Source organism: Paraburkholderia phenazinium (genome assembly GCF_900142845.1).
In the GTDB taxonomy this organism is placed as follows: domain Bacteria; phylum Pseudomonadota; class Gammaproteobacteria; order Burkholderiales; family Burkholderiaceae; genus Paraburkholderia; species Paraburkholderia phenazinium_A.
In genome coordinates this window covers 1,360,674-1,382,385 of record NZ_FSRU01000002.1, presented here as the reverse complement: position 1 = coordinate 1,382,385, position 21,712 = coordinate 1,360,674, and the positions used below count along the sequence as shown (strand labels likewise).

21 protein-coding genes are annotated in these 21,712 nt (G+C 65.3%); 9 read left to right on the top strand and 12 right to left on the bottom strand.

Features of this window, described 5'->3' with window-relative positions; translation table 11 throughout:
- Window positions 1-138 precede the first annotated feature (138 nt).
- Window positions 139-1,767, bottom strand: coding sequence for a DEAD/DEAH box helicase (locus BUS12_RS23220; protein ID WP_074299683.1), 1,629 nt, complete (start codon window positions 1,765-1,767; stop codon window positions 139-141).
- Between BUS12_RS23220 and BUS12_RS23215 the strand changes: the two genes are divergently transcribed.
- On the top strand, window positions 1,766-2,146 hold the full coding sequence (locus BUS12_RS23215) for a hypothetical protein (protein ID WP_074299681.1): 381 nt from the start codon (window positions 1,766-1,768) through the stop codon (window positions 2,144-2,146). The genes BUS12_RS23220 and BUS12_RS23215 overlap by 2 nt on opposite strands.
- A gap of 37 nt (window positions 2,147-2,183) precedes the next feature.
- Here the strand turns inward: BUS12_RS23215 and BUS12_RS23210 are convergent, their stop codons facing one another.
- Window positions 2,184-2,453: an acyl-CoA-binding protein gene (locus BUS12_RS23210; protein ID WP_074299679.1), complete on the bottom strand. Its 270-nt coding sequence runs from the start codon at window positions 2,451-2,453 to the stop codon at window positions 2,184-2,186.
- Window positions 2,454-2,701: 248 nt separating this feature from the next.
- On the opposite strand from BUS12_RS23210, the gene tsaB reads away from it, so the two are divergent.
- From tsaB to BUS12_RS23190, 4 genes are read left to right on the top strand one after another with little or no spacing between them, the layout of a single operon-like run.
- Complete coding sequence (gene tsaB, locus BUS12_RS23205; protein ID WP_074299677.1) at window positions 2,702-3,571, top strand: tRNA (adenosine(37)-N6)-threonylcarbamoyltransferase complex dimerization subunit type 1 TsaB; 870 nt, start codon at window positions 2,702-2,704, stop codon at window positions 3,569-3,571.
- Window positions 3,568-4,062 carry a ribosomal protein S18-alanine N-acetyltransferase gene (rimI, locus tag BUS12_RS23200; RefSeq protein ID WP_074299674.1) on the top strand — a complete coding sequence of 165 codons (495 nt, stop codon included), beginning with the start codon at window positions 3,568-3,570 and terminating at the stop codon, window positions 4,060-4,062. The genes tsaB and rimI overlap by 4 nt, the downstream gene beginning before the upstream one ends.
- A complete protein-coding gene (locus BUS12_RS23195; RefSeq protein WP_074299672.1) occupies window positions 4,049-5,104 on the top strand; it encodes a uracil-DNA glycosylase in 1,056 nt (351 codons plus the stop codon). Before rimI ends, BUS12_RS23195 begins: the two co-directional genes overlap by 14 nt.
- Window positions 5,104-6,081, top strand: coding sequence for a DUF1853 family protein (locus BUS12_RS23190; RefSeq protein WP_074299670.1), 978 nt, complete (start codon window positions 5,104-5,106; stop codon window positions 6,079-6,081). The genes BUS12_RS23195 and BUS12_RS23190 overlap by 1 nt, the downstream gene beginning before the upstream one ends.
- Window positions 6,082-6,147: 66 nt before the next feature.
- Here the strand turns inward: BUS12_RS23190 and thiD are convergent, their stop codons facing one another.
- Both thiD and lplT read right to left on the bottom strand, forming a co-directional pair.
- The gene (thiD, locus tag BUS12_RS23185) at window positions 6,148-6,954 is read right to left on the bottom strand and encodes a bifunctional hydroxymethylpyrimidine kinase/phosphomethylpyrimidine kinase (RefSeq protein WP_074299669.1); all 807 of its coding nucleotides are present in this window, start codon (window positions 6,952-6,954) and stop codon (window positions 6,148-6,150) included.
- A gap of 102 nt (window positions 6,955-7,056) precedes the next feature.
- The gene (gene lplT / locus BUS12_RS23180) at window positions 7,057-8,364 is read right to left on the bottom strand and encodes a lysophospholipid transporter LplT (RefSeq protein WP_074299667.1); all 1,308 of its coding nucleotides are present in this window, start codon (window positions 8,362-8,364) and stop codon (window positions 7,057-7,059) included.
- Window positions 8,365-8,582: 218 nt separating this feature from the next.
- On the opposite strand from lplT, the gene alr reads away from it, so the two are divergent.
- The 3 genes from alr to BUS12_RS23165 all read left to right on the top strand — a co-directional run bounded on the left by alr (window position 8,583) and on the right by BUS12_RS23165 (window position 11,531).
- Window positions 8,583-9,653, top strand: a complete 1,071-nt coding sequence (alr, locus tag BUS12_RS23175; protein WP_074299666.1) for an alanine racemase — start codon at window positions 8,583-8,585, stop codon at window positions 9,651-9,653.
- 98 nt (window positions 9,654-9,751) lie between these two features.
- A complete protein-coding gene (radA, locus tag BUS12_RS23170; RefSeq protein ID WP_074299664.1) occupies window positions 9,752-11,128 on the top strand; it encodes a DNA repair protein RadA in 1,377 nt (458 codons plus the stop codon).
- Between the two features lie 139 nt (window positions 11,129-11,267).
- Window positions 11,268-11,531 (top strand): DUF2866 domain-containing protein, encoded by a 264-nt coding sequence (locus tag BUS12_RS23165; protein WP_074299662.1) that lies wholly within the window; start codon window positions 11,268-11,270, stop codon window positions 11,529-11,531.
- A gap of 9 nt (window positions 11,532-11,540) precedes the next feature.
- On the opposite strand, the gene BUS12_RS23160 is transcribed toward BUS12_RS23165, so the two are convergent.
- Window positions 11,541-12,614, bottom strand: coding sequence for a CaiB/BaiF CoA transferase family protein (locus tag BUS12_RS23160; RefSeq protein WP_074299661.1), 1,074 nt, complete (start codon window positions 12,612-12,614; stop codon window positions 11,541-11,543).
- Between the two features lie 73 nt (window positions 12,615-12,687).
- A complete protein-coding gene (locus tag BUS12_RS23155; protein WP_074299659.1) occupies window positions 12,688-14,652 on the bottom strand; it encodes an ATP-binding cassette domain-containing protein in 1,965 nt (654 codons plus the stop codon).
- Between the two features lie 147 nt (window positions 14,653-14,799).
- Here BUS12_RS23155 and BUS12_RS23150 point away from each other — a divergent pair, with 147 nt between their 5' ends.
- Complete coding sequence (locus BUS12_RS23150; protein ID WP_074299657.1) at window positions 14,800-15,279, top strand: glutathione peroxidase; 480 nt, start codon at window positions 14,800-14,802, stop codon at window positions 15,277-15,279.
- Between the two features lie 9 nt (window positions 15,280-15,288).
- Here the strand turns inward: BUS12_RS23150 and cls are convergent, their stop codons facing one another.
- From cls to dapC, 6 genes are all read right to left on the bottom strand, one after another.
- The gene (cls, locus tag BUS12_RS23145) at window positions 15,289-16,728 is read right to left on the bottom strand and encodes a cardiolipin synthase (protein WP_074301658.1); all 1,440 of its coding nucleotides are present in this window, start codon (window positions 16,726-16,728) and stop codon (window positions 15,289-15,291) included.
- Between the two features lie 206 nt (window positions 16,729-16,934).
- Window positions 16,935-17,819: a 50S ribosomal protein L3 N(5)-glutamine methyltransferase gene (gene prmB / locus BUS12_RS23140; protein WP_074299655.1), complete on the bottom strand. Its 885-nt coding sequence runs from the start codon at window positions 17,817-17,819 to the stop codon at window positions 16,935-16,937.
- Window positions 17,820-17,846: 27 nt separating this feature from the next.
- A complete protein-coding gene (dapE, locus tag BUS12_RS23135; protein WP_074301657.1) occupies window positions 17,847-18,986 on the bottom strand; it encodes a succinyl-diaminopimelate desuccinylase in 1,140 nt (379 codons plus the stop codon).
- Window positions 18,987-19,181: 195 nt separating this feature from the next.
- Window positions 19,182-19,547 carry an ArsC family reductase gene (locus BUS12_RS23130; protein WP_074299654.1) on the bottom strand — a complete coding sequence of 122 codons (366 nt, stop codon included), beginning with the start codon at window positions 19,545-19,547 and terminating at the stop codon, window positions 19,182-19,184.
- Window positions 19,547-20,374 carry a 2,3,4,5-tetrahydropyridine-2,6-dicarboxylate N-succinyltransferase gene (gene dapD / locus BUS12_RS23125; protein ID WP_074299652.1) on the bottom strand — a complete coding sequence of 276 codons (828 nt, stop codon included), beginning with the start codon at window positions 20,372-20,374 and terminating at the stop codon, window positions 19,547-19,549. Before dapD ends, BUS12_RS23130 begins: the two co-directional genes overlap by 1 nt.
- Window positions 20,375-20,449: 75 nt before the next feature.
- On the bottom strand, window positions 20,450-21,667 hold the full coding sequence (gene dapC, locus BUS12_RS23120; protein WP_074299650.1) for a succinyldiaminopimelate transaminase: 1,218 nt from the start codon (window positions 21,665-21,667) through the stop codon (window positions 20,450-20,452).
- Between the last annotated feature and the right edge of the window lie 45 nt (window positions 21,668-21,712).

Below are 21,712 nucleotides of genomic sequence, written 5' to 3'. Positions count from 1 at the left end.
GCGCATGAGCACCGGTTTCTTCTGACGTTCGGGTGGCGAGGGCCGCCCGTGGCCGTTTTCAGCGGGTCTGGCAACAGGTCCTGCACAGGGTCCTGAGGACCGCCGCGCAGGGCGTTGTGCCACCCCAACCCTGGCCGCTTAGCTGCCGCGACGCGCCGTACGCGGACCGTCGCTGCGGCGTGCGCCGTAGCCGCCGTCACGCGAGCCGCCGTAGCCTTCACGCGAACCGCCGCCAGCCGACTTGCCGGCCCAGCTGCCGCCATTGCCGCCGCCGCTACCGCTGCGAGCGCCGCCGCCGTTACCGGCCGGCTTGCCGGCACCGCTGCCGCTGCCGAAGCGACGGCCAGCGCCGCCATTGCCACCGCCCGGACGGCCACGGCCGCCAAAGCCAGGACGGCCATTGCCCGACGGAGCCGACTTGCGCGGCTCAAAACCTTCGACGACATTGACCGGCAGGGGCGTACGCACGAAACGCTCGATGCGCTTGAGCGCGCCTTGTTCGGCGTGATGCACGAGGCTCACGGCGATACCCGAGCGGCCAGCACGGCCGGTACGGCCGATACGGTGCACGTAGTCTTCCGCGAACTTCGGCAGGTCATAGTTGAACACGTGCGTGATGCCCGGGATGTCGATACCGCGAGCGGCGACGTCCGTGGCGACCAGCACGCGCACACGGCGCTCGCGCAGGGCCTTGATGGTGCGGTTACGCGCACCTTGCGGCAGGTCGCCGTGCAGGGCGGCCGATTCGAAACCGGCGTCGGCCAGACGGCCAGCCAGTTGGTCGGCGTCCATCTTGGTTGCGGTGAACACGATAGCCTGGTCGAGGCCGGAGTCGCGCAGCAGATGGTCGAGCAGACGGTCCTTGTGATCGCGGTCGTCGACGTAGTGGACGGTTTGCGCGATGTTGGTGCGCTGCTCCATGCGCTGGACGATCTCGATACGTTCCGGATCCTTCAGCAGACGGCCGGTCAGCGAGCTGATCTTGCCGTCGAGCGTGGCCGAGAACAGCATCGTTTGACGCGTGGCCGGCGTAGCGGCGACGATCGTTTCGATGTCTTCGATGAAGCCCATGTCCAGCATGCGGTCGGCTTCGTCGAGCACGAGGATCTGCAATTGCGACAGGTCGATACGGCCGCGTTCCAGATGGTCGATCAGACGGCCCGGCGTTGCCACCAGGATTTCCGGGTTCTTGGCCAGCAGCATCAGCTGTTGACCGTAAGCGACGCCACCGAGAATGCTGACGGTGCGCAGGCGCTTGAGGTGCTTGCCGTACGTGGCGGCGGCGGTGGTGACCTGCATGGCGAGTTCGCGGGTCGGCGTCAGAACCAGCATGGTCGGACGGGCAACCGGTTGCGGACGGCGCGTGCGGGCGCCATCAGCCGGACGCGGCTCGCGCGGCTGGCTGGCTTGCGCCTTTTGCAGTTGCGAGAAACGCTCGATGGCGGGCAGCATGAACGCGGCGGTCTTGCCCGAACCGGTCGGGCTGGAGACCATCAGATCGCGACCGGCGATGCCGGCGGGGATGGCGCGTTGCTGAACCGGAGTCGGAGTCTGGTAGCCAGCGGCGGTCAGCGCGGAGACGACATCCGGTGACAGACCGAGCGACGCGAACGACGGACCGGCCGGTGCCTCGGCGACAACTGCGACGGTTTCCGGCGCTGCAGCAACGGCTGCGGCTTGCGCGGGTGCTGCGTCGGTGTCGATGAGACCGAGTGCCTGGTCGGCGATGGCGTTCAACGGGCTGCTGGGGGTATTGCTCGAAGTCATGAGAATCCTTGAAACGATCCTGGGTGATGCACGGAATAAATACGTCGGCGCCAATCGGCATACCCAAGTCGTCGGATTCAGCGAGCAAAGAAGCAGCGAGCAAATCGAAAAACGGGGGCAGCTCGCGACAATCAAGGCGAGCTTTTCGTTAGAAGCTGTATCGGTTGCGACATGCCAACACGGCGTGCCGCCAGCCTGGTACATGATCGCCCGTAGGGGGCTAGGCAGGAGGGGACAGGTTCTAAACTGGATTGGAGCAAAACGCTACGAGGCGCTGCGCCGCAAAGGCCGCTGGAAGAAAGCCGGGCAAAGCAGTGAAGCGCAGGCAGCATTGTATAGGGTTTTGCTGCACCGCGCCACAATTAAGACATTTCCGTGAAGGAAAGGGCTGATGTCCGCTTGTTTGTGCGCCGGACTTAGGCCGAAGCGCCGCTTTTCAGCGATTCGACCAATTCGACGTATTGCTGCTTGGCGGCGTCCTGCGCGGTGCCTTTCAGCGCTGCCCAGGCATCGTACTTGTACTTGCCGACGATGTCGGTGAAGCCGGGCTTGTCGCCGTGCACGTCGCCCTTGGTGGCCTGCTTGTAGAGCGCGTACAGGCGTAGCAGCGTCAGGTTGCCCGGGCGTTCCGGCAGTTGTTGGACCTCTTCGTGGGCTTTCGCGAATTGCGCGTCGACGTCGCTCATGTTTTCTCCGTGGCGAATTCAAGATGGGTTGTCGATCATATCAAGCGCGATCGACGGACGGGTCGAACCAGGCTCGAACGATTCTTCCAAACGGCGCGGGGAGCGGGGCGGTGCGGGGCGGTTTGAGGTGGCTTTGAAGGGCTTCGAAGGGTTTTGGGGAGACTTTAATGGGCTTTGAGCAGCACCCCCCACCTCCAGTCGCGCCGCACGTGTCCGGCAAGGCGGGGCGTCGCATTACAATAGCGGCCATGACCCGAACTGTGCTGCTTGCTCTCGATACGTCGACCGAATTCTGCTCGGTCGCGCTCCTGTCCGCTGCGTCCGCCGCTGCGGGCGCCTCCGGCTCCGAAGAACCGCGCGTCTGGGTACGCCACGAAGCGACCGGCGCCGTGTCCAGCACGCGCCTGTTGCCCGCGATCCGCGAACTGTTCGACGAAGCCGGCCTCGCGCTGGCCGATTGCGACGCGATTGCGTTCGGCGCGGGTCCCGGCTCGTTCACCGGCCTGCGGACTGCAACGGGCGTGGCGCAAGGGCTTGCCTTCGGCCTGAACTGTCCTGTCGTGCCGATCGGCACGCTGCTCGCCTGTGCCGAGAGCGCGCGTCTGCGCGATCCGTCGGTCAAGCGCGTCGTGGCGGCGCTCGATGCCCGCATGGACGAAGTCTATTGGGCCGACTTTGCGTGGGACGAAGCCGAAGGCGAATGGCGCACGATCCAGCCGGCCTCGCTCGATGCGCCGGACAAGCTCTCCTTGCCCGACACGCCCTTCACGCTGGCGGGCAATGCCGCTGCCGCGTTCGGCGCGCGTCTCGCCGCCGGGGCGGTGGCGCAGGCCATCGACGGCGAAGCGTTGCCGCATGCGCTGCCGCTCGCGTTTGCGGCGTTGCGCGCGTTGCGCGCCGGGCGTACTGTGCCGGCCGAGCTCGCGGCGCCCGAATACGTGCGCAACAAGGTGGCGCAGACGACGGCGGAACGGATGGCCGGGAAGGCGGAGAAGGCCGCCAAGGCAGAACAGGTGCCGGGCGCGCAGCAGGCGGCGCAACCCGCATCCGGCCGCGAAGCGGCCTCTGCCTCCGCGCCGGCGGCTCACTCCGGACCTCAAGGCGAGGGCGGACGATGAGCGGAGTGTTGCTGGCGGACCGCTACATGTCGCCAATGACCGAAGGTGACCTCGACGAGGTCGCCATCATCGAAAAAGCGGCCTATGAGTTTCCGTGGAGCCGCGGCAATTTCGAAGACTCGCTGCGTAACGGCTATTTCGGCATCTGCCTGCGCCATGTCACCGGCACCTTGATCGGCTACTGCGTGCTGATGCCGGTGGTCGACGAGATGCATCTGCTGAATCTGTGCGTGGCGCCCGCCGCGCAGGGCGCGGGCGCTGGCCTGTCGCTGCTGCGCGAAGCGGTGCGCATCACGCGCAACGAGAAACTCGACGGACTGCTGCTCGAAGTGCGGCCGTCGAACCAACGGGCCATCCGGCTTTATGAACGCTTCGGCTTTGCTTCGATCGGCCGTCGCAAGAACTACTATCCGGCGCGACATCGCAGCCGGGAGGACGCCATCGTGATGCGTTTTTCGTTTGTCAGGGAGGGCGCAGATGGCGCTGCATGAATCTGCATTGGAAGAACTCGGCCTCGCGCCGATGTGGGTGAGGCGCGGCATGGGGCAGGCGAACGCCGGCGCCGCTGAGGAAGCGGCCGTGGCGCTCGAGGCTGTTCCTGATGGCGCTGCGGTGCGTGCCGAGGGCACGGCGCCTGTGCAGGGCTTGGGGCAGGGATCTGCACATGACGCGGGTCAAGCTCGCCCCGCAACGGGGCGGCGCGAAGACGCCTTCGAGCAGGGCGCCCGCGCGCCCGCTGCACGCGCCGAGGAAGCGCGCGAGTTCGCCGCGCCGGTCGATCGGGCTGCCGCACGGCCCACGCAGCCAACCCGCCCAGCCCCTGCTGAACCCTCCGCTTCCTCGCCGCCACCCGACGACGATTTCGCGTGGTTCGACGACCTCCCGTCCCAGCCGCCGTCGGAAGCGAGCATCGTTCCGGCCGAACGCGCGGAACGCACCGAACCCGCGCTGCAGACCCTCGACTGGGATGCCCTCGCCGAACGCGTGGCCGCCTGCGAGCGCTGCCGCCTGTGCGAGAAGCGCACCAACACGGTGTTCGGCGTGGGCGACCGCAACGCCGACTGGATGCTGATCGGCGAAGCCCCCGGCGAAAACGAAGACCGCCTGGGCGAACCGTTCGTCGGCCAGGCCGGCAAGCTGCTCGACAACATGCTGCGTTCGCTCACGCTCGCGCGCGACACCAACGTCTACATCGCCAACGTGATCAAGTGCCGTCCGCCCGGCAATCGCAATCCCGAACCGGACGAAGTCGCGCGCTGCGAGCCGTATTTGCAGCGCCAGGTCGCGCTCGTCAAGCCGAAGCTGATCGTCGCGCTGGGCCGTTTCGCCGCGCAGAGCCTGCTGAAGACCGACGCAAGCATTTCGTCGCTGCGCGGCCGCGTCCACGCGTATGAGGGCGTGCCCGTCATCGTCACGTATCACCCGGCCTATCTGCTGCGCAGCTTGCCCGACAAGGCGAAGGCGTGGACCGATCTGTGCCTCGCCCGCGATACCTGGCTGAAGGCGGCCGGGACCGAAGCGGCGGCCGGCTGATGGATACGCCTGGGGCCGCAGCGCTTCCGGCCGCTGTGCCCACGGCACACTGGGATGCGCTGCGCGAGCCCGCGGTGCGCGATCTCGCGTGGTTGCTGTTCAGTGCCGACCTGTTGCGTGCGCAACCACCGGTCGGGATGCTGGCGAGTGCGTTCGAAACGGCGGACGAGGTAGCCGCCACGCTCGAGTGGCTGCACGCGCTCGACGCCGACCCGGGCGCGCTGCACAGCGACCTCGCGGCGGCGCGCGTGACGCGTCTTGGCCGATACGCGGAATGCCTGCTCGGGTGGTTTCTGCAGCATGGGCCGACGGCCCGCCTGGTTGCCGCGAACGTGCCGCTGCGGCGCGCCGGTCTGACCTTGGGCGAGTGCGATTTTCTGGTGCAGACGCAGGCGGGGCGACGGTTGCACTGGGAATTGGCGGTCAAGTGCTATCTGCACGCCGGGGATGGACGGGCGCAACTGGCCGATTACGTCGGGCCCAATCTGCAGGACCGCTTCGATCTGAAGCTCACTCACGTGCTCGATCATCAGTTGCCGCTCAGCGCGCGCGAGGAGTTCGCCTCGCTCGGACATGTGGGGCCGTGGGAACCGCAGATGTTCATCAAGGGCTGGCTGTTTTACCCGCACGGCGAGACGACAAGCGATCCCATCGAACTCGATCCGGCGCATGCGCGCGGCTGGTGGGCCACTCGCACGGATTGGCCGGCTTTTGCGGCCGACCATGCCCAAGCATGGCGGGTGTTGCCGCGGCTCGAGTGGCTGGCGCCGCGCCGGCATGAGCCAGGGACGGCGGAAGCGGCGGGCATCGCATTCGTCGAAGCCAGTGCTTTGAGCGAACGTGTCGCCCATCAGAACGGCCCGACGATGGTGGCGGCTTTCCATCTCGACGATGCGGGCCGCTGGGTCGAGCGTTCGCGCGGCTTTATCGTGCCGGACGACTGGCCGCAAAAGGCGCGGGCATTTGCGCGTCAGTGAGCGCAACCGGCGCTGCGGTGACGAGGCGCGCCACCCCGCGCGCTACCACTCACGCCGCCACGCGCCTCACCACCACCGATAAAAATGATGCACCGGACCGACGCCCTGACCGACGTCGAGTTGATCGCTCGCCTGCAGCGCGCCGGTCAGATAAGTCTTTGCATCGGCGACCGCACTCGCGAGATCCGCGCGCTGCGGAATCAGCGCTGCAATCGCCGACGACAACGTACAGCCCGTGCCATGCGTGTTCTTCACCGGCACACGCGCAGCGTAAAGGCGCAGCGTGCCGCTGTCCTGCACCAGCCAGTCGGGGCTGTCGGCGGCGCTAAGGTGGCCGCCTTTCATCAGCACGGCGCGTGCCCCGAGCGCCCGCAGCGCTTCGCCTTGCTCGATCATGCCGGCTTCGTCGGTGGCGGGCGAGCGTCCCAGCAACGCGGCCGCTTCCGGCAGATTCGGCGTCAGCAGGTCGGCGAGCGGCAGCAACTCGTCGCGCACCACGGCCACCGCGTCGGGTGCGAGCAGCGCGTGATTGCTCTTGGAAATCATCACGGTATCGAGTACGACGTGCTTCGGCCGATAACGCCGCAGCGCCTCGGCGACGGCCCGTGCGACCTGGGCGTTGGCCAGCATGCCGATCTTCACCGCGTCGATGCGGATATCGTCGAACACCGCGTCGAGTTGCGCCGCGATAAACGCCGGATCGGGCGTATGAATCGCCGTGACGCCGCGCGTGTTCTGCGCAGTCAGCGCCGTGATGACGCTCGCGCCATACGCGCCCAGCGCCGAGAAAGCCTTGAGGTCGGCCTGAATGCCGGCGCCGCCGCCGGAGTCGGAACCGGCGATCGTCAGGACGTTGGGAATCGGTTGAGTCATGGGAGGCTGGAAAGAAAGAAGCGCGGGCGCGGCGCGCATCCCGCATGCGTGCATTCCGGCGCTTTAGCGTAGCGCGTCAGAATGGCGTCTCAAAGGCGCGCGTCAGTGTTTCACTTCGCCGATCAGGGCGACCGAATCGAACGCGCGCTGGTTGGCCTGGTGGCGCCGCATCACGAACCACATCATCACGCAGACGAAGGTGCCGAACAGCACGATCACCGCCGACACCGGCACGTCGAGCCACACCAGTACGGCATAGAGGCACAGCATCACGAGGACCGAGAGGTTCTCGTTGAAGTTCTGCACGGCGATCGAGTGGCCGGCTGAAAGCAGCACGTGGCCGCGATGCTGCAGCAGCGCATTCATCGGCACCACGAAAAAACCGGACAGGCCGCCGACGATCATCAGGAAGATATAAGCGAGGATCAGATAGCCCGGCACGTGCATGCGGCCGAAGTAAATGCCCCAATGCGCCGGGAACAGATCGCGGGTGTAGAAGGCCATCATCATCACCGCGATACCCATCATGATGCCGACCGGCAGCACCGAGAGCGACTTCTTGAGCGGCACGCGCGAGGCGGCGATGATCGCCCCCGCGGCCACGCCGACCGCGACGACAGCCTGCAGGATCGCGCCTTCCGAGAGCGACATGCCGAGCGACACTTCCGCCCACTTCAGCACGATGAACTGCAAGGTCGCACCGGCGCCCCAGAAGAGGGTGGTGACGGCGAGCGAGATCTGGCCGAGCTTGTCGTGCCAGAGAATCTGGAAGCAGTCGGCGAAATCGGTGACGAGCTTGATCGGGCCGCGTTCCTGCTGCGGATAGCGTGCGCCGGTGTCGGGAATGCGCAGATTGAAAAGCGCGGCAATCACGTAGATCGCCATGATCACGAGCATTGCCGCTTCGGCTGGCGTGTTGACGGTGGGAATGTGGTGCTTGAGGATGTGCGACGCGATATGCGGACTGATCAGCGCGCCGCCCAATACCGTGCCGAGAATAATCGAGCCGACCGTGGTGCCTTCGATCCAGCCGTTCGCGGCGACGAGGCGGTCAGGCGGCAGCAGTTCGGTGAGGATGCCGTACTTGGCCGGCGAATACGCTGCAGCGCCGAATCCGACAATGCCGTACGCGATTAGCGGATGCGCGCCGACCAGCATCGTGAAGCAGCCGACTACCTTGATGGTATTGGTGACGAACATCACGCGTCCCTTCGGACGCGAATCGGCGAAGGCGCCGACGAAAGCAGCAAGAACGACGTACGACAGCACAAAGAACAGCTTGAGCAGCGGCGTCATCCAGTTCGGGGCATGCAGGTCTTTCAGCAGTGCAATAGCAGCAATCAGAAGCGCATTGTCGGCCAGCGACGAAAAAAACTGCGCGGCCATGATGGTGTAAAAACCTTTTTTCATCTGATGCGATGCTGTCCTCGCTGCGGTCCGTCCGCCCCGGCCGTGTGCAAGGCGTCCGGGCTTATTCCGTTCGAAATGGGTTGTGCGCACGGCTTTATATCATGAAAATAGCTGGATTCGGACTAGCAGAATCCTTGATCGCACCGCCCAGCGGGCTCCTGAGCACTGAAAACGCACTGTAAGCTCCTGATTCGCAAGCGTCTTTACGAAAATTTCCCATGCCGCGCCCCCTCTCAGCCACGATCCACACCGCTGCACTCGCCAATAACCTCGCCGTCGTCCGCCGTTACGCCCCAACTTCGAAAATCTGGGCGGTAGTCAAGGCCAACGCCTACGGGCACGGCCTCGCCAGAGCCTTTCCCGGTCTGCGCGCAACCGACGGCTTTGGATTGCTCGACCTCGAAGAAGCGGTGAAGTTGCGTGAATTGGGCTGGGCTGGGCCAATTTTGTTGCTGGAAGGCTTTTTCCGCCCCACCGATATCGACGTGATCGACCGCTACAGCCTGAGCACGGCGCTGCATTCGGACGAGCAGTTGCGCATGCTGGAAATGGCGCGCCTGTCGAAGCCCGTCAATATTCAGTTGAAAATGAATAGCGGCATGAACCGTCTCGGCTATACGCCGGAGCGTTTCCGGGCGGCGTGGGAACGGGCGCGCGCGTGTCAGGGCGTGGGGCAGATCACGCTGATGACGCATTTCGCGGACGCGGACGGCGAACGCGGCGTCGCCTCGCAGATGGAAGCGTTCGAACGCGGCGCGCAGGGCATCGCGGGGGCGCGCAGCCTGGCCAATTCGGCGGCCACGCTGTGGCACCCGGCGTCGCATTTCGACTGGGTGCGGCCGGGCATCATCTTGTACGGCGCGTCGCCCTCGGGCGTGACGAAGGCCATCGAAGGCACGGGCCTGCAGCCGGCCATGACGCTCGCGTCGGAATTGATCGCGGTGCAGAGCATCGCCGCGGGCCAGACCGTGGGCTACGGCTCGATCTTCAAGGCGCGTGCGCCGATGCGCATTGGCGTGGTGGCATGCGGCTACGCGGACGGCTATCCGCGTGTTGCGCCGGAAGGCACGCCGGTGATCGTCGATGGGGTGCGCACGCGGATTGTCGGACGGGTGTCGATGGATATGCTGACCGTCGATCTGACGCCGTGTCCGACGGCGGGCGTCGGCTCGCGCGTCGAGTTGTGGGGCAATACGCTGCCGATCGACGACGTCGCCCAGGCGTGCGGCACGATCGGCTACGAGCTGATGTGCGCGGTGGCGCCGCGGGTGCCGGTGCGGGCGGAATAACGCTGCATGCAGCGCTGATCCGGCGTTGCAGGCAGCGCCGGAAACAGACCTCACAACAGACGTCGCAGCAGATAGATCAACCTCACAGGCAAGGGCGCGTGGCTAAACAGAAGACGATGTACACCTGCACCGAATGTGGCGGGCAGGCGCCCAAGTGGCAGGGCCAGTGCCCGGCATGTCATGCATGGAACACGCTGGTGGAGACGGTGGCCGAATCGCCGTCCGCGCACCGCTTTCAGTCGCTGGCGAAGAGCGCGCCGGTGCAGCGCCTCGCGGATATCGAAGCGTCGGACGTGCCGCGCTTTTCCACCGGCGTCAGCGAATTCGACCGCGTATTGGGCGGAGGCCTGGTGCCGGGCGGTGTGGTGCTGATCGGCGGCGATCCGGGCATCGGCAAATCGACGCTGCTGCTCCAGTCGCTCGCGGAAATTGCCCACGACCGGCGCGCGCTCTATATCAGCGGCGAAGAATCGGCTGCGCAGATTGCCTTGCGGGCGCAGCGGCTGTCACTGCTCGATCCGGGCTCCAAGGCGAGCGAACTGCGGCTCCTCGCCGAAATCCAGCTCGAAAAAATCCAGGCGACGATCGAAAGCGAACGGCCCGACGTGGCCGTGATCGATTCGATCCAGACGGTCTATTCCGAGGCCCTGACTTCGGCGCCGGGCTCGGTCGCCCAGGTGCGCGAGTGCGCGGCGCAACTGACGCGGATTGCCAAGCAGTCGGGCACCGCGATCATCATGGTCGGCCACGTGACCAAGGAAGGCAATCTGGCTGGTCCGCGCGTACTCGAACACATCGTCGACACCGTGCTGTATTTCGAGGGCGACACGCACTCGTCGTTCCGTCTCGTGCGCGCGTTCAAGAACCGCTTCGGTGCGGTCAACGAACTGGGCGTGTTCGCGATGACCGAGCGCGGCCTGCGCGGCGTGGCGAATCCGTCGGCGCTGTTCTTGTCGCAGCATGAACAGGTCGTGCCGGGTTCGTGCGTGCTGGTGACGCAGGAAGGCTCGCGGCCGCTGCTGGTCGAAATCCAGGCGCTGGTGGACGCCGCCAATGTGCCCAATCCCCGCCGTCTCGCGGTGGGTCTGGAACAGAACCGGCTGGCGATGCTGCTCGCCGTGCTGCACCGGCATGCCGGCATTGCCTGCTTCGATCAGGACGTGTTCCTGAATGCGGTGGGCGGCGTCAAGATCACCGAGCCGGCCGCCGACCTCGCGGTGCTGCTGGCGATCCATTCGTCGATGCGCAACAAGGCGCTGCCGAAGGGCTTGATCGTGTTCGGCGAAGTGGGGCTGGCGGGCGAAATCCGACCGTCGCCGCGTGGCCAGGACCGGCTCAAGGAAGCCGCCAAGCTGGGTTTTTCGATTGCGCTGATTCCGAAGGCAAACGCACCCAAGCAGCCCATCGACGGCTTACAGGTTATTGCTGTCGACCGGCTCGAACAGGCGATCGACCGGATCAGGACCCTTGAGTAGGGCGCGTTCGCGGTGCATTGAAGCCGCCTTTGCCAAGTAATGCTCCGTAAATAACTCCCTTGAGCCTGTAACCAACGCAACGCGCGTATTCCCTAAGCTGGGCGGGTCTGCCATCCCTCAAGCGGAAAAGGATCGCGCCTTGAAACAGTCTCATGAAACCGTGACCGAGCGTCCGATGCAGGTGCGCGGCTGCCGCGTCTCTGCGCCCATCCGCCAGCCTTGGGGCGGAGCGTGCCGGATCGTCGAGTGGATCGACACCACCGGCCAGATCTCGCGGCGCGTCGTGGCTGAGAACGTGACGCCCGATGAAGTGCGTGCCACCATCGACCGGCATGTGGAAGGCCGCAAATATATGCTGTACGACGACGAACGCGCGCCGCGGCAGACTTTGCCGCGGCGGTAGAGGAGGCTTCTACTGCGGCAGCCCGCCGGCCTCATCCGGTGATTCGCTCGCGCTGGTCTGCGCCTCGCTATCTGTCTCCGTCTCCGGATTGAAAAGCGGATGCTGTGCCGCTTCGGCGGCCGTCAGCACCGGCGAAACACAGCAATCGAGCGGCTCCAGCAAACGTACCCAATCTTCCAGCGACCGGCTTGCGATCAGGCCGGCGAGGTCCTGGATCAGCGCGAGCGCGTCCGGACCGCCGATGGCCTGGCCGACGCTCCAGTGGCGGAACGCCCACTCCGGGCGGTCGAGCGCGTGGCACAGCGTTTCCCAGAACTTGAGTTCGAGCGCCGCGACCGCGAGCCAGCGCCCGTCTTTCGTGCGGTACAGGTTGTAGCAGGCGACGCCGCCGTTCAGCAGGCCGGCGCCGGCCTGCGGCGCGGCGCCGTCGTTGGCGAGCGAGACCTGGGCGAGGAAGTTGTTCGCGTGGCTGCTGTGCGTCATCGAGACGTCGACGAAGCGGCCGTTGCCGCCGCGCGCCACGCACCACAGCGCGGCGAGAATCTGCGAAACCGCGCTCGCGGCGCCGCCCAGCAGGTCGGCAATCTGGAAGTTCGGCAGGACCGGCGTGCCGTCGCGGCTCGCCAGTTGTTCGAGCACGCCCGCGTAGGCGATGTAGTTCAGGTCGTGTCCGGCGTGACCGGCGAAGGGACCGGTCGAACCATAGCCGCTGATCGCGCAGTAGACGAGTTTCGGATTGAGCGCGCTCAGCGTTTCGTAGCCGATGCCGAGCCGCTCCATCACGCCCGGCCGGAAGCTCTCGATCAGCACGTCGGCTTCCCGTGCGAGCGCACGCAGCACGGTGCGTCCCGCTTCTGACTTGAGATCGAGCCGCGTCTCGCGCTTGCCGCGGTTGACCATCCGGTAGAAGGCGCCGGGGCGGCCGGCAACCCGATCGCTCGATGCCTGCAGCATCGTGCGCGTGGGGTCGCCGGCGCCGGGCGCTTCGATCTTCAGCACGTCCGCGCCCAGTTCCGCGAGGCGCAGGGCCGCGACGGGGCCGGGCAACAGGCGCGTCAGATCGAGTACGCGCAGGCCTTGCAATGCAGCGGGAGACGTCAAAGCCAACCTCTCTCTCGTAGGTAGAAAACGCGGGGCCGGCCTTCACCCGGCGACGCTAACCGATTTGCTCAAGCTCCTCGTGCGTGTCGAGCCATTCGGCCTCGAGTGCTTCGAGACGCGCATTCACGTCCGCCTGACGGCGGATCGCCTCCGTGAGGCGGGTCTTCTGTTCCGGATCGTAACTGGCCGGATCGGCGACGAACGTATCGAGCGTCGCCTTTTCCGCGTTCAACGCGTCCATTTCCTTTTCGATCTTGCTGATGCGGCTTTGCAGCGGCTTCTTCAGGTGCGACAGTTTCTGGCGTGTTTCGGCGTCCTGACGGCGCTGTTCCTTGCGACTTGCCGCGCTGTCTTCGACGTTGCCGTTATTGCCGCCGTTCGTTGCGTTGCCGGCCGCGTTGCCTGCGCTCGCCGCCTTCAGCGCCGCACGCTGTTCGGCGGCGTGCTGCAGCAGCCAGTCGCGATAGTCGTCGAGGTCGCCGTCGAACGGTTGCAGCCTGTGTTTGGCCACCAGCATGAATTGATCGGTGGTGGCGCGCAACAGATGGCGGTCGTGCGAGACGAGAATCAGCGTGCCTTCGAACTGGGCGAGCGCCATGGTCAACGCGTGCCGGGTTTCCAGATCCAGGTGGTTGGTCGGCTCGTCGAGCAGCAGCAGGTTCGGCTTTTGCCAGATCACCAGCGCAAGCGCGAGGCGCGCTTTTTCGCCGCCCGAAAACGGTGCGATCGCCGCCGTTGCCATCTCCCCGGAGAAGTTGAAGCCGCCGAGGAAGTCGCGCAATTCCTGCTCGCGCGTGTCGGGCGCGAGCCGCGCCAGATGCTGCAGCGCCGAGTCTTGCGGGCGCAATGTTTCGAGTTGATGCTGCGCGAAGTAGCCGATGCGCAGCCCCTTGCCTTCGCGGACATCGCCGCCGAGCGCCTCGAGCGTGCCGGCGAGCGTCTTGATGAGGGTGGATTTGCCCTGGCCGTTCGCACCGAGCAGACCGATGCGCTGACCGTTCTGGATCGACAGGTTGACGTGCTCGACGATCGGGATTTCGCCGCCTTCGTTGCGATAGCCGCAGCGCACGCTTTCCATCACCATCATCGGGTTCGGTGCGGAATCCGGCGTGCGGAACTCGAACGTGAAGGGCGACGACGCATGCGCGGGCGCGATCAGCTCCATCTTTTCGAGCGCCTTCACCCGGCTCTGCGCCTGGCGTGCCTTGGTGGCCTGCGCCTTGAAACGGTTGATGTAGCTTTGCAGATGTTCGACCGTGCGCTGCTGCTTTTCATAGGCGCTCTGCTGCAGCGCGATCTGCTGCGCACGCAGGATTTCGAACTGCGAATAATTGCCGCCGTAACGTTTGATCTGCTGGTGCTCCAGATGCAGCGTGACGTTGCAGATCGAATCGAGAAATTCGCGGTCGTGCGAGATCACGATCAGCGTGCCCGGATAGCGGTGCAGCCAGTCTTCGAGCCAGACGATGGCGTCGAGGTCCAGGTGGTTGGTCGGCTCGTCGAGCAGCAGCAGGTCGGAGCGGCACATCAGCGCCTGGGCGAGATTCAGGCGCATGCGCCAGCCGCCGGAGAAGCTGGCCACGGGCAGGCGGGTCTGTTCGAGCGTGAAGCCGAGACCCAGCAGCAGCGCTTCGGCGCGCGCGGGGGCGGTGTAGCCGTCGGCGTCGGCAAAGGCGGCGTGGGCTTCGCCCTCCGCGGCGCCGTCGTGCGCGGCCGAGGCCGCTGCAATGGCTGCCTCGATGGCGCGCAACGCGGCGTCGCCGTCGAGCGTGTAGGCGAGCGCCGTTTTGTCGACGGCGGGGGTTTCCTGTGCCACGTGGGCGATCTGCCAGGACGGCGGCATTGAGAAATCGCCGGCGTCCGCGTGCAGTTCGCCGAGCAGCACGGCAAACAGGGTCGACTTGCCCGCGCCGTTCGCCCCGACCAGCCCGGCTTTCTCGCCGGGGTTCAGGGTGAAGGTGGTGTGTTCGAAGAGCGGCTTGGTGCCGCGCGCGAGACTGAACTGGTTAAAGCGGATCACAAAGAGGAGGCCGGCTTGGAAAAAACGCTATTTTAGACCGGGGAGCGGTGCGCGCGGGATTGGCCGTTCGGCCAACTGTGCCGCGGGAGCTTTTCGCTTAGACTGACGCCTTTCGTCAAACATGTTGCATGGGACCGGAGACAACCTATGACATCGATCTATTCGTTCTCGGCGCGCACGCTCGGCGGTGAGGAAGTCAGCCTGGAACAGTATCGGGGCAAGGTGCTGCTGATTGTCAACACGGCGAGCGAATGTGGCTTCACTCCGCAATACGCCGGCCTGCAGAAGCTGTACGAAGCCTATGCGGGGCGTGACTTCGTCGTGCTCGGGTTTCCGTGCAACCAGTTCGGCAAGCAGGAACCGGGCGACGCGACGCAGATCGGCAGCTTCTGCGAGAAGAACTTCGGCGTGAGCTTTCCGATGTTCGAGAAGATCGATGTGAACGGTGCGAATGCGCATCCGCTGTACCGCTATCTGACCGGCGAAGCACCGGGGCTGCTGGGGCTCGAGGGCATCAAGTGGAACTTCACCAAGTTTCTGGTGGCGCGCGACGGCACGGTGGTCAAGCGCTACGCGCCGGTGACGAAGCCTGATGCGATTACCGGCGAGATCGAGAAGCTGCTCTGAGCCGCGCGCCTAGAGAATCGGCGCAAACAACCTGGCCACATGCATGGTCACGCGCCGGAACGCCGGTGCCTGACGATACTCGCTGCGGTCGATCTCGTACGCTTGCGCGAAGTCGCTTAACAGCATCGCTTCGACCTCGGCGGCAAAGCCGCGGTCCACGGTCAGCACCATGATCTCGAAGTTCAGGCGGAACGAACGGTTGTCGAGATTGGCGCTGCCCACGGCGGCGGCCACGTTGTCGATCAGCACAACCTTCTGATGCAGGAAACCCGGCCGGTAGCGGAAGATCCGGATGCCCGCGCGCACGGAGTCGTAGGCGTAGAGCTTCGATGCTTCGAACACCACGTAATGGTCGCGCCGGCTCGGAATCAGGATGCGCACGTCCACGCCGCGCAGCACCGCAAGACGCAGCGCGGCAAACACCGCTTCGTCGGGGACGAGATACGGCGTGGTGATCCAGATGCGTTCGCGCGCCGCGTTGATCGCTTCGACGAAGAACAGCGAACAGGTTTCCTGCTTGTCGGCCGGGCCCGTCGGCATGACGATGCAATGCATGCCCTCGCCGTTCGGTTCGTAGGCGGGCATCTCGAACGACGGCAGGGTCTGGGTGGCCCAGTACCAGTCCTCGGTGAACACGAACTGGATGCTGGCGATCACCGGCCCGCGCACTTCGATATGCGTATCGCGCCACGGCGAGAGCGGTGGCTTGGCGCCGAGATACTCCACGCCGACGTTATGGCCGCCGACAAACGCCCGCTCGCCATCCACCGAAACAATCTTGCGGTGATTGCGGAAGTTGAGCTGGAAGCGGTTGACGAAGCGGCGATGGGTGGCGAACGGATGCACCTCCACGCCGGCTGCCCGCAAGGTCGTCACGTAACGATGCGGCAGATCGAAGCTGCCGATGCTGTCGTAGAGGAAATAGATGCGCACGCCTTGCGCGGCTTTGGCAAGCAGCGCGTCCTTGAGCATCTCGCCGAGCGCGTCGTCGCGCACGATAAAGAACTGCACGATGATGTAGCTGCGTGCCTGGTCGATCGCTTCGAGGATCGCGGCGAAGGTGGCTTCGCCGTTCACCAGCGTGCGCACCGAATTACCCGGCAGGAACGGCATGCCGCCCAGATGCGTGAGGGAGCGCACGAGCTGGTGGCCAAGCGCGTCGGTAGGGTAGCCGGCCGAAGAGTCGTGCTCGTCCCATGCGTGAGGATGCGCTTGCGTGCGCAGCGATTCGTTCTCGAGACGGCGCGCGTCGGCGTAACCCTGGAACTTGCTGCGGCCGAGGAACAGATACGGCACCAGCGTCAGATAAGGCATAGCCACTAACGATACCGCCCATGCGACCGCGCCCTGGGAGGTGCGCGTATTCAGAATGGCATGGCACGCCGCGATCACGCCGAGCAGATGGGCGAGAGCAACGAGCGGGGCGATATGAAGCAAGTCGAATTGCATAGGCGCGCGAAGGATTTTTTGATGCGCTTCCCCACCGCCCGGTGTGACGGCAAAGAAGTCAATCGCGCTCATCTTACCGAACCCGTTCGCGTTGCGGTCGGGTTCGGCAGATTCTTTGCATTTCGTTGCAGGGGCAACGGGGGAAAAGGCGTACCGGCAGCCAGCGGCGCCTCGGATACTTCAGTCCGGCGAATCAGACCGCCGGATCAGCTCGGCAGATCAGCCGCCTGAATCAGGAACACATTGTCGTCACCCGCGCTGGTGGACAGCCACACGAGATCGAGACCGCCAAACGCGGCTTCGACATTCGCGCGCTCGTTGCCGATTTCGACCACCAGCACGCCGTCGTCGGTCAGCCAGTTGCGCGCCTGCGAAATGATCCGGCGCACGATGTCCATGCCGTCCGCGCCGCCCGCCAGCGCCATCTCCGGCTCGTGCCGGTACTCGGCGGGCAGCGAGGCCATCGAGTCCGCATTGACGTACGGCGGATTGGTGATGATCACGTCGTAGCGGCGTTCGGGCAGCGGCGTGAACAGGTCGCCTTCGAACAGCGCAATGCGCTCGTCGAGCTTGTACTCGTCGACGTTGCGCGTCGCGACTTCGAGCGCCGGCTTCGAGAGGTCGACCGCATCGATATCCGCATTCGGAAACGCATGCGCCGCGAGGATCGCGAGGCAGCCGGAACCGGTGCACAGTTCGAGCACCGCACCGACCTGCTCGGGATCTTCGACGTACGGCTGCAGACCGTCCTGCAGCAGTTCGCCAATGAACGAGCGCGGCACGATCACGCGTTCGTCGACGTAAAAGTGGAAGCCGTGCATCCACGCTTCCTGCGTGATGTAGGCCGCCGGCACGCGCTCGGTGGCGCGGCGCTCGATCACGCTCAGCACCGCGTCGACTTCCGCCGCGGTCAGCTTCGCATCGAGAAACGGCTCGAGCAGGTCCAGCGGCAGATGCAGCGTATGCAGCACCAGGTAAGCGGCTTCGTCGTAAGCGTTGGCCGAGACATGGCCGAACGACAGTTCGGCCTGGTTAAAGCGCGTCACTGCGAAACGCAGCAGGTCGCGGACGGTGGAAAACGGGAGCGTCATCGCGGGGGTGTCCTTGGCGGGCTTGGGTTATGCGACCAGTTGTTCGAGCACGCGGCGGTACACGTTCTTGAGCGGCTCGATATGGGTGACGTCGATATGCTCGTCGATCTTGTGAATGGTGGCGTTCAGCGGGCCGAATTCGACCACCTGTTCGCAGATGCGCGCAATGAAGCGGCCGTCGGAGGTGCCGCCGGTGGTCGACAGTTCGGTCGTCACGCCGGTTTCGTCCTTGATCGCCTGGGCAAGCGCGTTCGACAGGTCGCCGCGCGGCGTGAGAAACGGCAGGCCGCTCACCGACCACTGCAGATCGTATTCGAGGCCGTGCCTGTCGAGAATCGCATGCACGCGGCTTTGCAGACCTTCGACCGTGCTCGCTGTCGAAAAGCGGAAATTGAACATGACGTCCGCGTGGCCCGGAATCACGTTGCTCGCGCCGGTGCCGCTGTGCATGTTCGACACCTGCCAGGTGGTGGGCGGGAAGTATTCGTTGCCGTCGTCCCAGCGTTCGGCCACGAGTTCGGCCAACGCGGGCGCCAGCAGATGCACCGGGTTCTTCGCCAGATGCGGATAGGCGATGTGGCCTTGCACGCCTTTGACGGTGAGCTTGCCGGACATCGAGCCGCGCCGGCCGTTTTTCACCATGTCGCCGAACTGCGCGCTCGAAGTCGGTTCGCCGACGATGCAGTAGTCGAGCCGCTCGCCGCGCGCCTTCAGCGCTTCGACCACCTTCACGGTGCCGTCGGTGGCGGGACCTTCTTCGTCGCTCGTGATCAGGAAGGCGATCGAGCCGCGATGGGCCGGATGGGCCGCGACGAACTCTTCGCTCGCCACCACGAAGCCCGCAATCGAGGTCTTCATGTCGGCTGCGCCGCGTCCGTACAGCATGCCGTCGCGATGGGTGGGCTCGAACGGCGGCGAACTCCATTGCTCGAGCGGGCCGGTCGGCACCACGTCGGTGTGGCCGGCGAACACGAGCAGCTTGCCGCGCGTGCCGTCGACGCCGCGCTTGACGGCCCACAGGTTGGTGACGCCGTGCGATTCGATGGTCTCGCACTCGAAGCCGAGCGCTGCGAGGCGTTCGATCAGGATGCGCTGGCAATGCTGGTCGTCAGGCGTGACGGACGCGCGCGCGATCAGTTGTTCGGTAAGGGCAAGGGTGCCGGACATGGATTCAGTACAAGCCACTTTGAAATGAAAAAATGCCGGCTGCAGGTGAATCGCCGCAGCCGGCAACAGCTTCTTGCGCACACGGCGCCGGGGCCATTGTTACCACCCGGCACCGGCGCCGCGTTCAACGCGTTCCTCGACCGCCCGATCCCGGCACATGCCCGGCGAAGCGGGCAACGCGGTCAGGAGCGACGTTCAGGCGAACAACGTCTCGTACTCTTCAACCGAAAAGCCGAGCGTCTTGACGCGCCCATTGACCACCACGACGGGCCGCTTGATCACCGAAGGCTTGTGGATCATCAGCGCGATCGCACCCGACTCGGTATCCGCGGCGGCTTTCATGTCGTCGGACAGGCCGCGCCAGGTCGTGCCGCGGCGGTTCAGCAAGGCGTCGAGCTTGACGTCCTTGAGCCAGTCCTGCACGAGCGGCGCCGTGACGCCGGCCTTCTTGAAATCGTGAAACTCGAACTCGACGCCGTGTTCTTCCAGCCACACACGGGCCTTCTTCACGGTGTCGCAGTTCGGGATGCCGTAGACGACGGTCTTGTTGGCGCGTGCCATCAGTCGCCTCGCAGCAGCTCGTTGAGCCCGACCTTGGCGCGCGTTTTCGCGTCGACCTTCTTGACGATCACCGCGCAGTAGAGGCTATGCGAGCCGTCCTTCGACGGCAGGTTGCCGGCCACCACCACCGAACCCGCCGGGATGCGGCCATACGTCACTTCGCCGGTTTCGCGGTCGTAAATCTTGGTGCTCTGGCCGAGATACACGCCCATCGAGATCACCGAGTTCTCTTCGACGATCACACCTTCCACGACTTCCGAGCGCGCCCCGATGAAGCAGTTGTCTTCAATGATGACCGGGTTGGCCTGCAGCGGCTCCAGCACGCCGCCGATGCCCACGCCGCCCGACAGGTGGACGTTCTTGCCGATCTGCGCGCACGAGCCGACGGTGGCCCACGTGTCGACCATCGTGCCTTCGTCGACGTATGCGCCGATGTTGGTGTACGACGGCATCAGCACGACGTTCTTCGCGATGAACGAACCGCGGCGCGCGATGGCGGGCGGTACCACGCGGAAGCCGCCGGCGGCGAAGTCTGCAGCGGTGTAGTTGGCGAACTTCGACGGCACCTTGTCGTAGAACTGCGAGTAGCCGCCGGCCGGCATCGGCGCGTTGTCTTCGAGGCGGAACGACAGCAGCACCGCTTTCTTCAGCCATTGATTGACAACCCAGTCGCCGTCCTTCTTTTCGGCGACGCGCAAAACACCCTTGTCGAGCTGTTCGATGGCGTGTGCGACGGCCTCACGCACGTCGGCCGGAGCGGCCTTCGGCGACAGCTCTGCGCGGTTTTCCCAGGCGTTATCGATGATCTGCTGAAGTTGTTGCGACATATTCGTAAGTAGTGGCGAGAATGGATGAGAAATGGAATTGCGGCTGGAAGCAGCGCGACGGCGCGCCGGACGCGCTCAGCGCTTGAGGCCCCGGCAAAAGTCGACGATCCGCTGGGCGCCCTCGGTACACTCGTCGACATCGGCGACGAGCGCGAGGCGCACGAAATTGCGACCGGGGTTCGTGTCGTGCGCAGTGCGCGCGAGATACGAGCCCGGCAGAACCGTCACATTATAGTCGGCGTAGAGGCGCTGGGCGAACTCGGTATCCGACAGGCCCGTGCGCGACACGTCGGCCCAGAGATAAAAGGCGGCATCGGGCAGACGCACGTCGAGTACCTCGGCGAGCATCGGCGTGACGGTGGCAAACTTCTGCACGTACTTGGCGCGGTTTTCGAGCACATGCGTCTCGTCGTTCCAGGCCGCGATGCTCGCAGCCTGATACACCGTCGACAAGGCGGCGCCGTGGTAGGTCCGGTACAGCAGGAACTGCTTGAGGATGGCCGGGTCGCCCGCCACGAAGCCCGAGCGCATGCCGGGTACGTTCGAGCGCTTCGACAGGCTCGAGAGCATCACCAGCCGCTCGAAGTTGCGGCCGAGCCGGTGAGCCGCTTCGAGCGCGCCGAGCGGCGGCTTCGTCTCGTCGAAATAGATTTCCGAGTAGCACTCGTCGGAGGCGATCACGAAACCATAGCGGTCGGACAGCGCGAACAGTTCGCGCCAGTCTTCCAGCGTCAGCACGGCGCCGGTCGGATTGCCCGGCGAGCAGACATACAGCAGTTGCGTGCGCGCCCAGATGTCGGTGGGAATCGCCGCGTAATCGCAGGCGAAATTGCGCGCCGGATCGCTATTGGCGAAGTACGGCTCGGCGCCGGCCAGCAGGGCCGCACCTTCGTAGATCTGGTAGAACGGGTTCGGGCAGAGTACGATCGCGGGCTCGCCCGCAGCGTTACGTTTGGGGTCGATCACGGTCTGCGCGAGCGCGAACAGCGCCTCGCGCGAGCCGGCGACCGGCAACACCTCGGTGGCCGGATCGACCGGCGGCAGGTGGTAGCGCTTCGTGACCCAGCTTGCAATCGACTCGCGCAGCGCCGCCGAGCCCAGCGTGGCGGGATACGTTGCCAGGCCGCCGAGCGAAGCGATCACCGCGTCGCGGATCAGCGCCGGCGTAGGGTGTTTCGGCTCGCCAATGCCGAAGCTGATGTGCGGCAGGGCGGCGGGCGGCGTGACATCCTTGAAAAGCGCGCGTAGCTTTTCGAAGGGATAGGTCTGGAGGGAGTCGAGTAGCGGGTTCACTTGGCGGATCGGGCCTGATCGAAGACGGGCGGAGACAGGTGACGG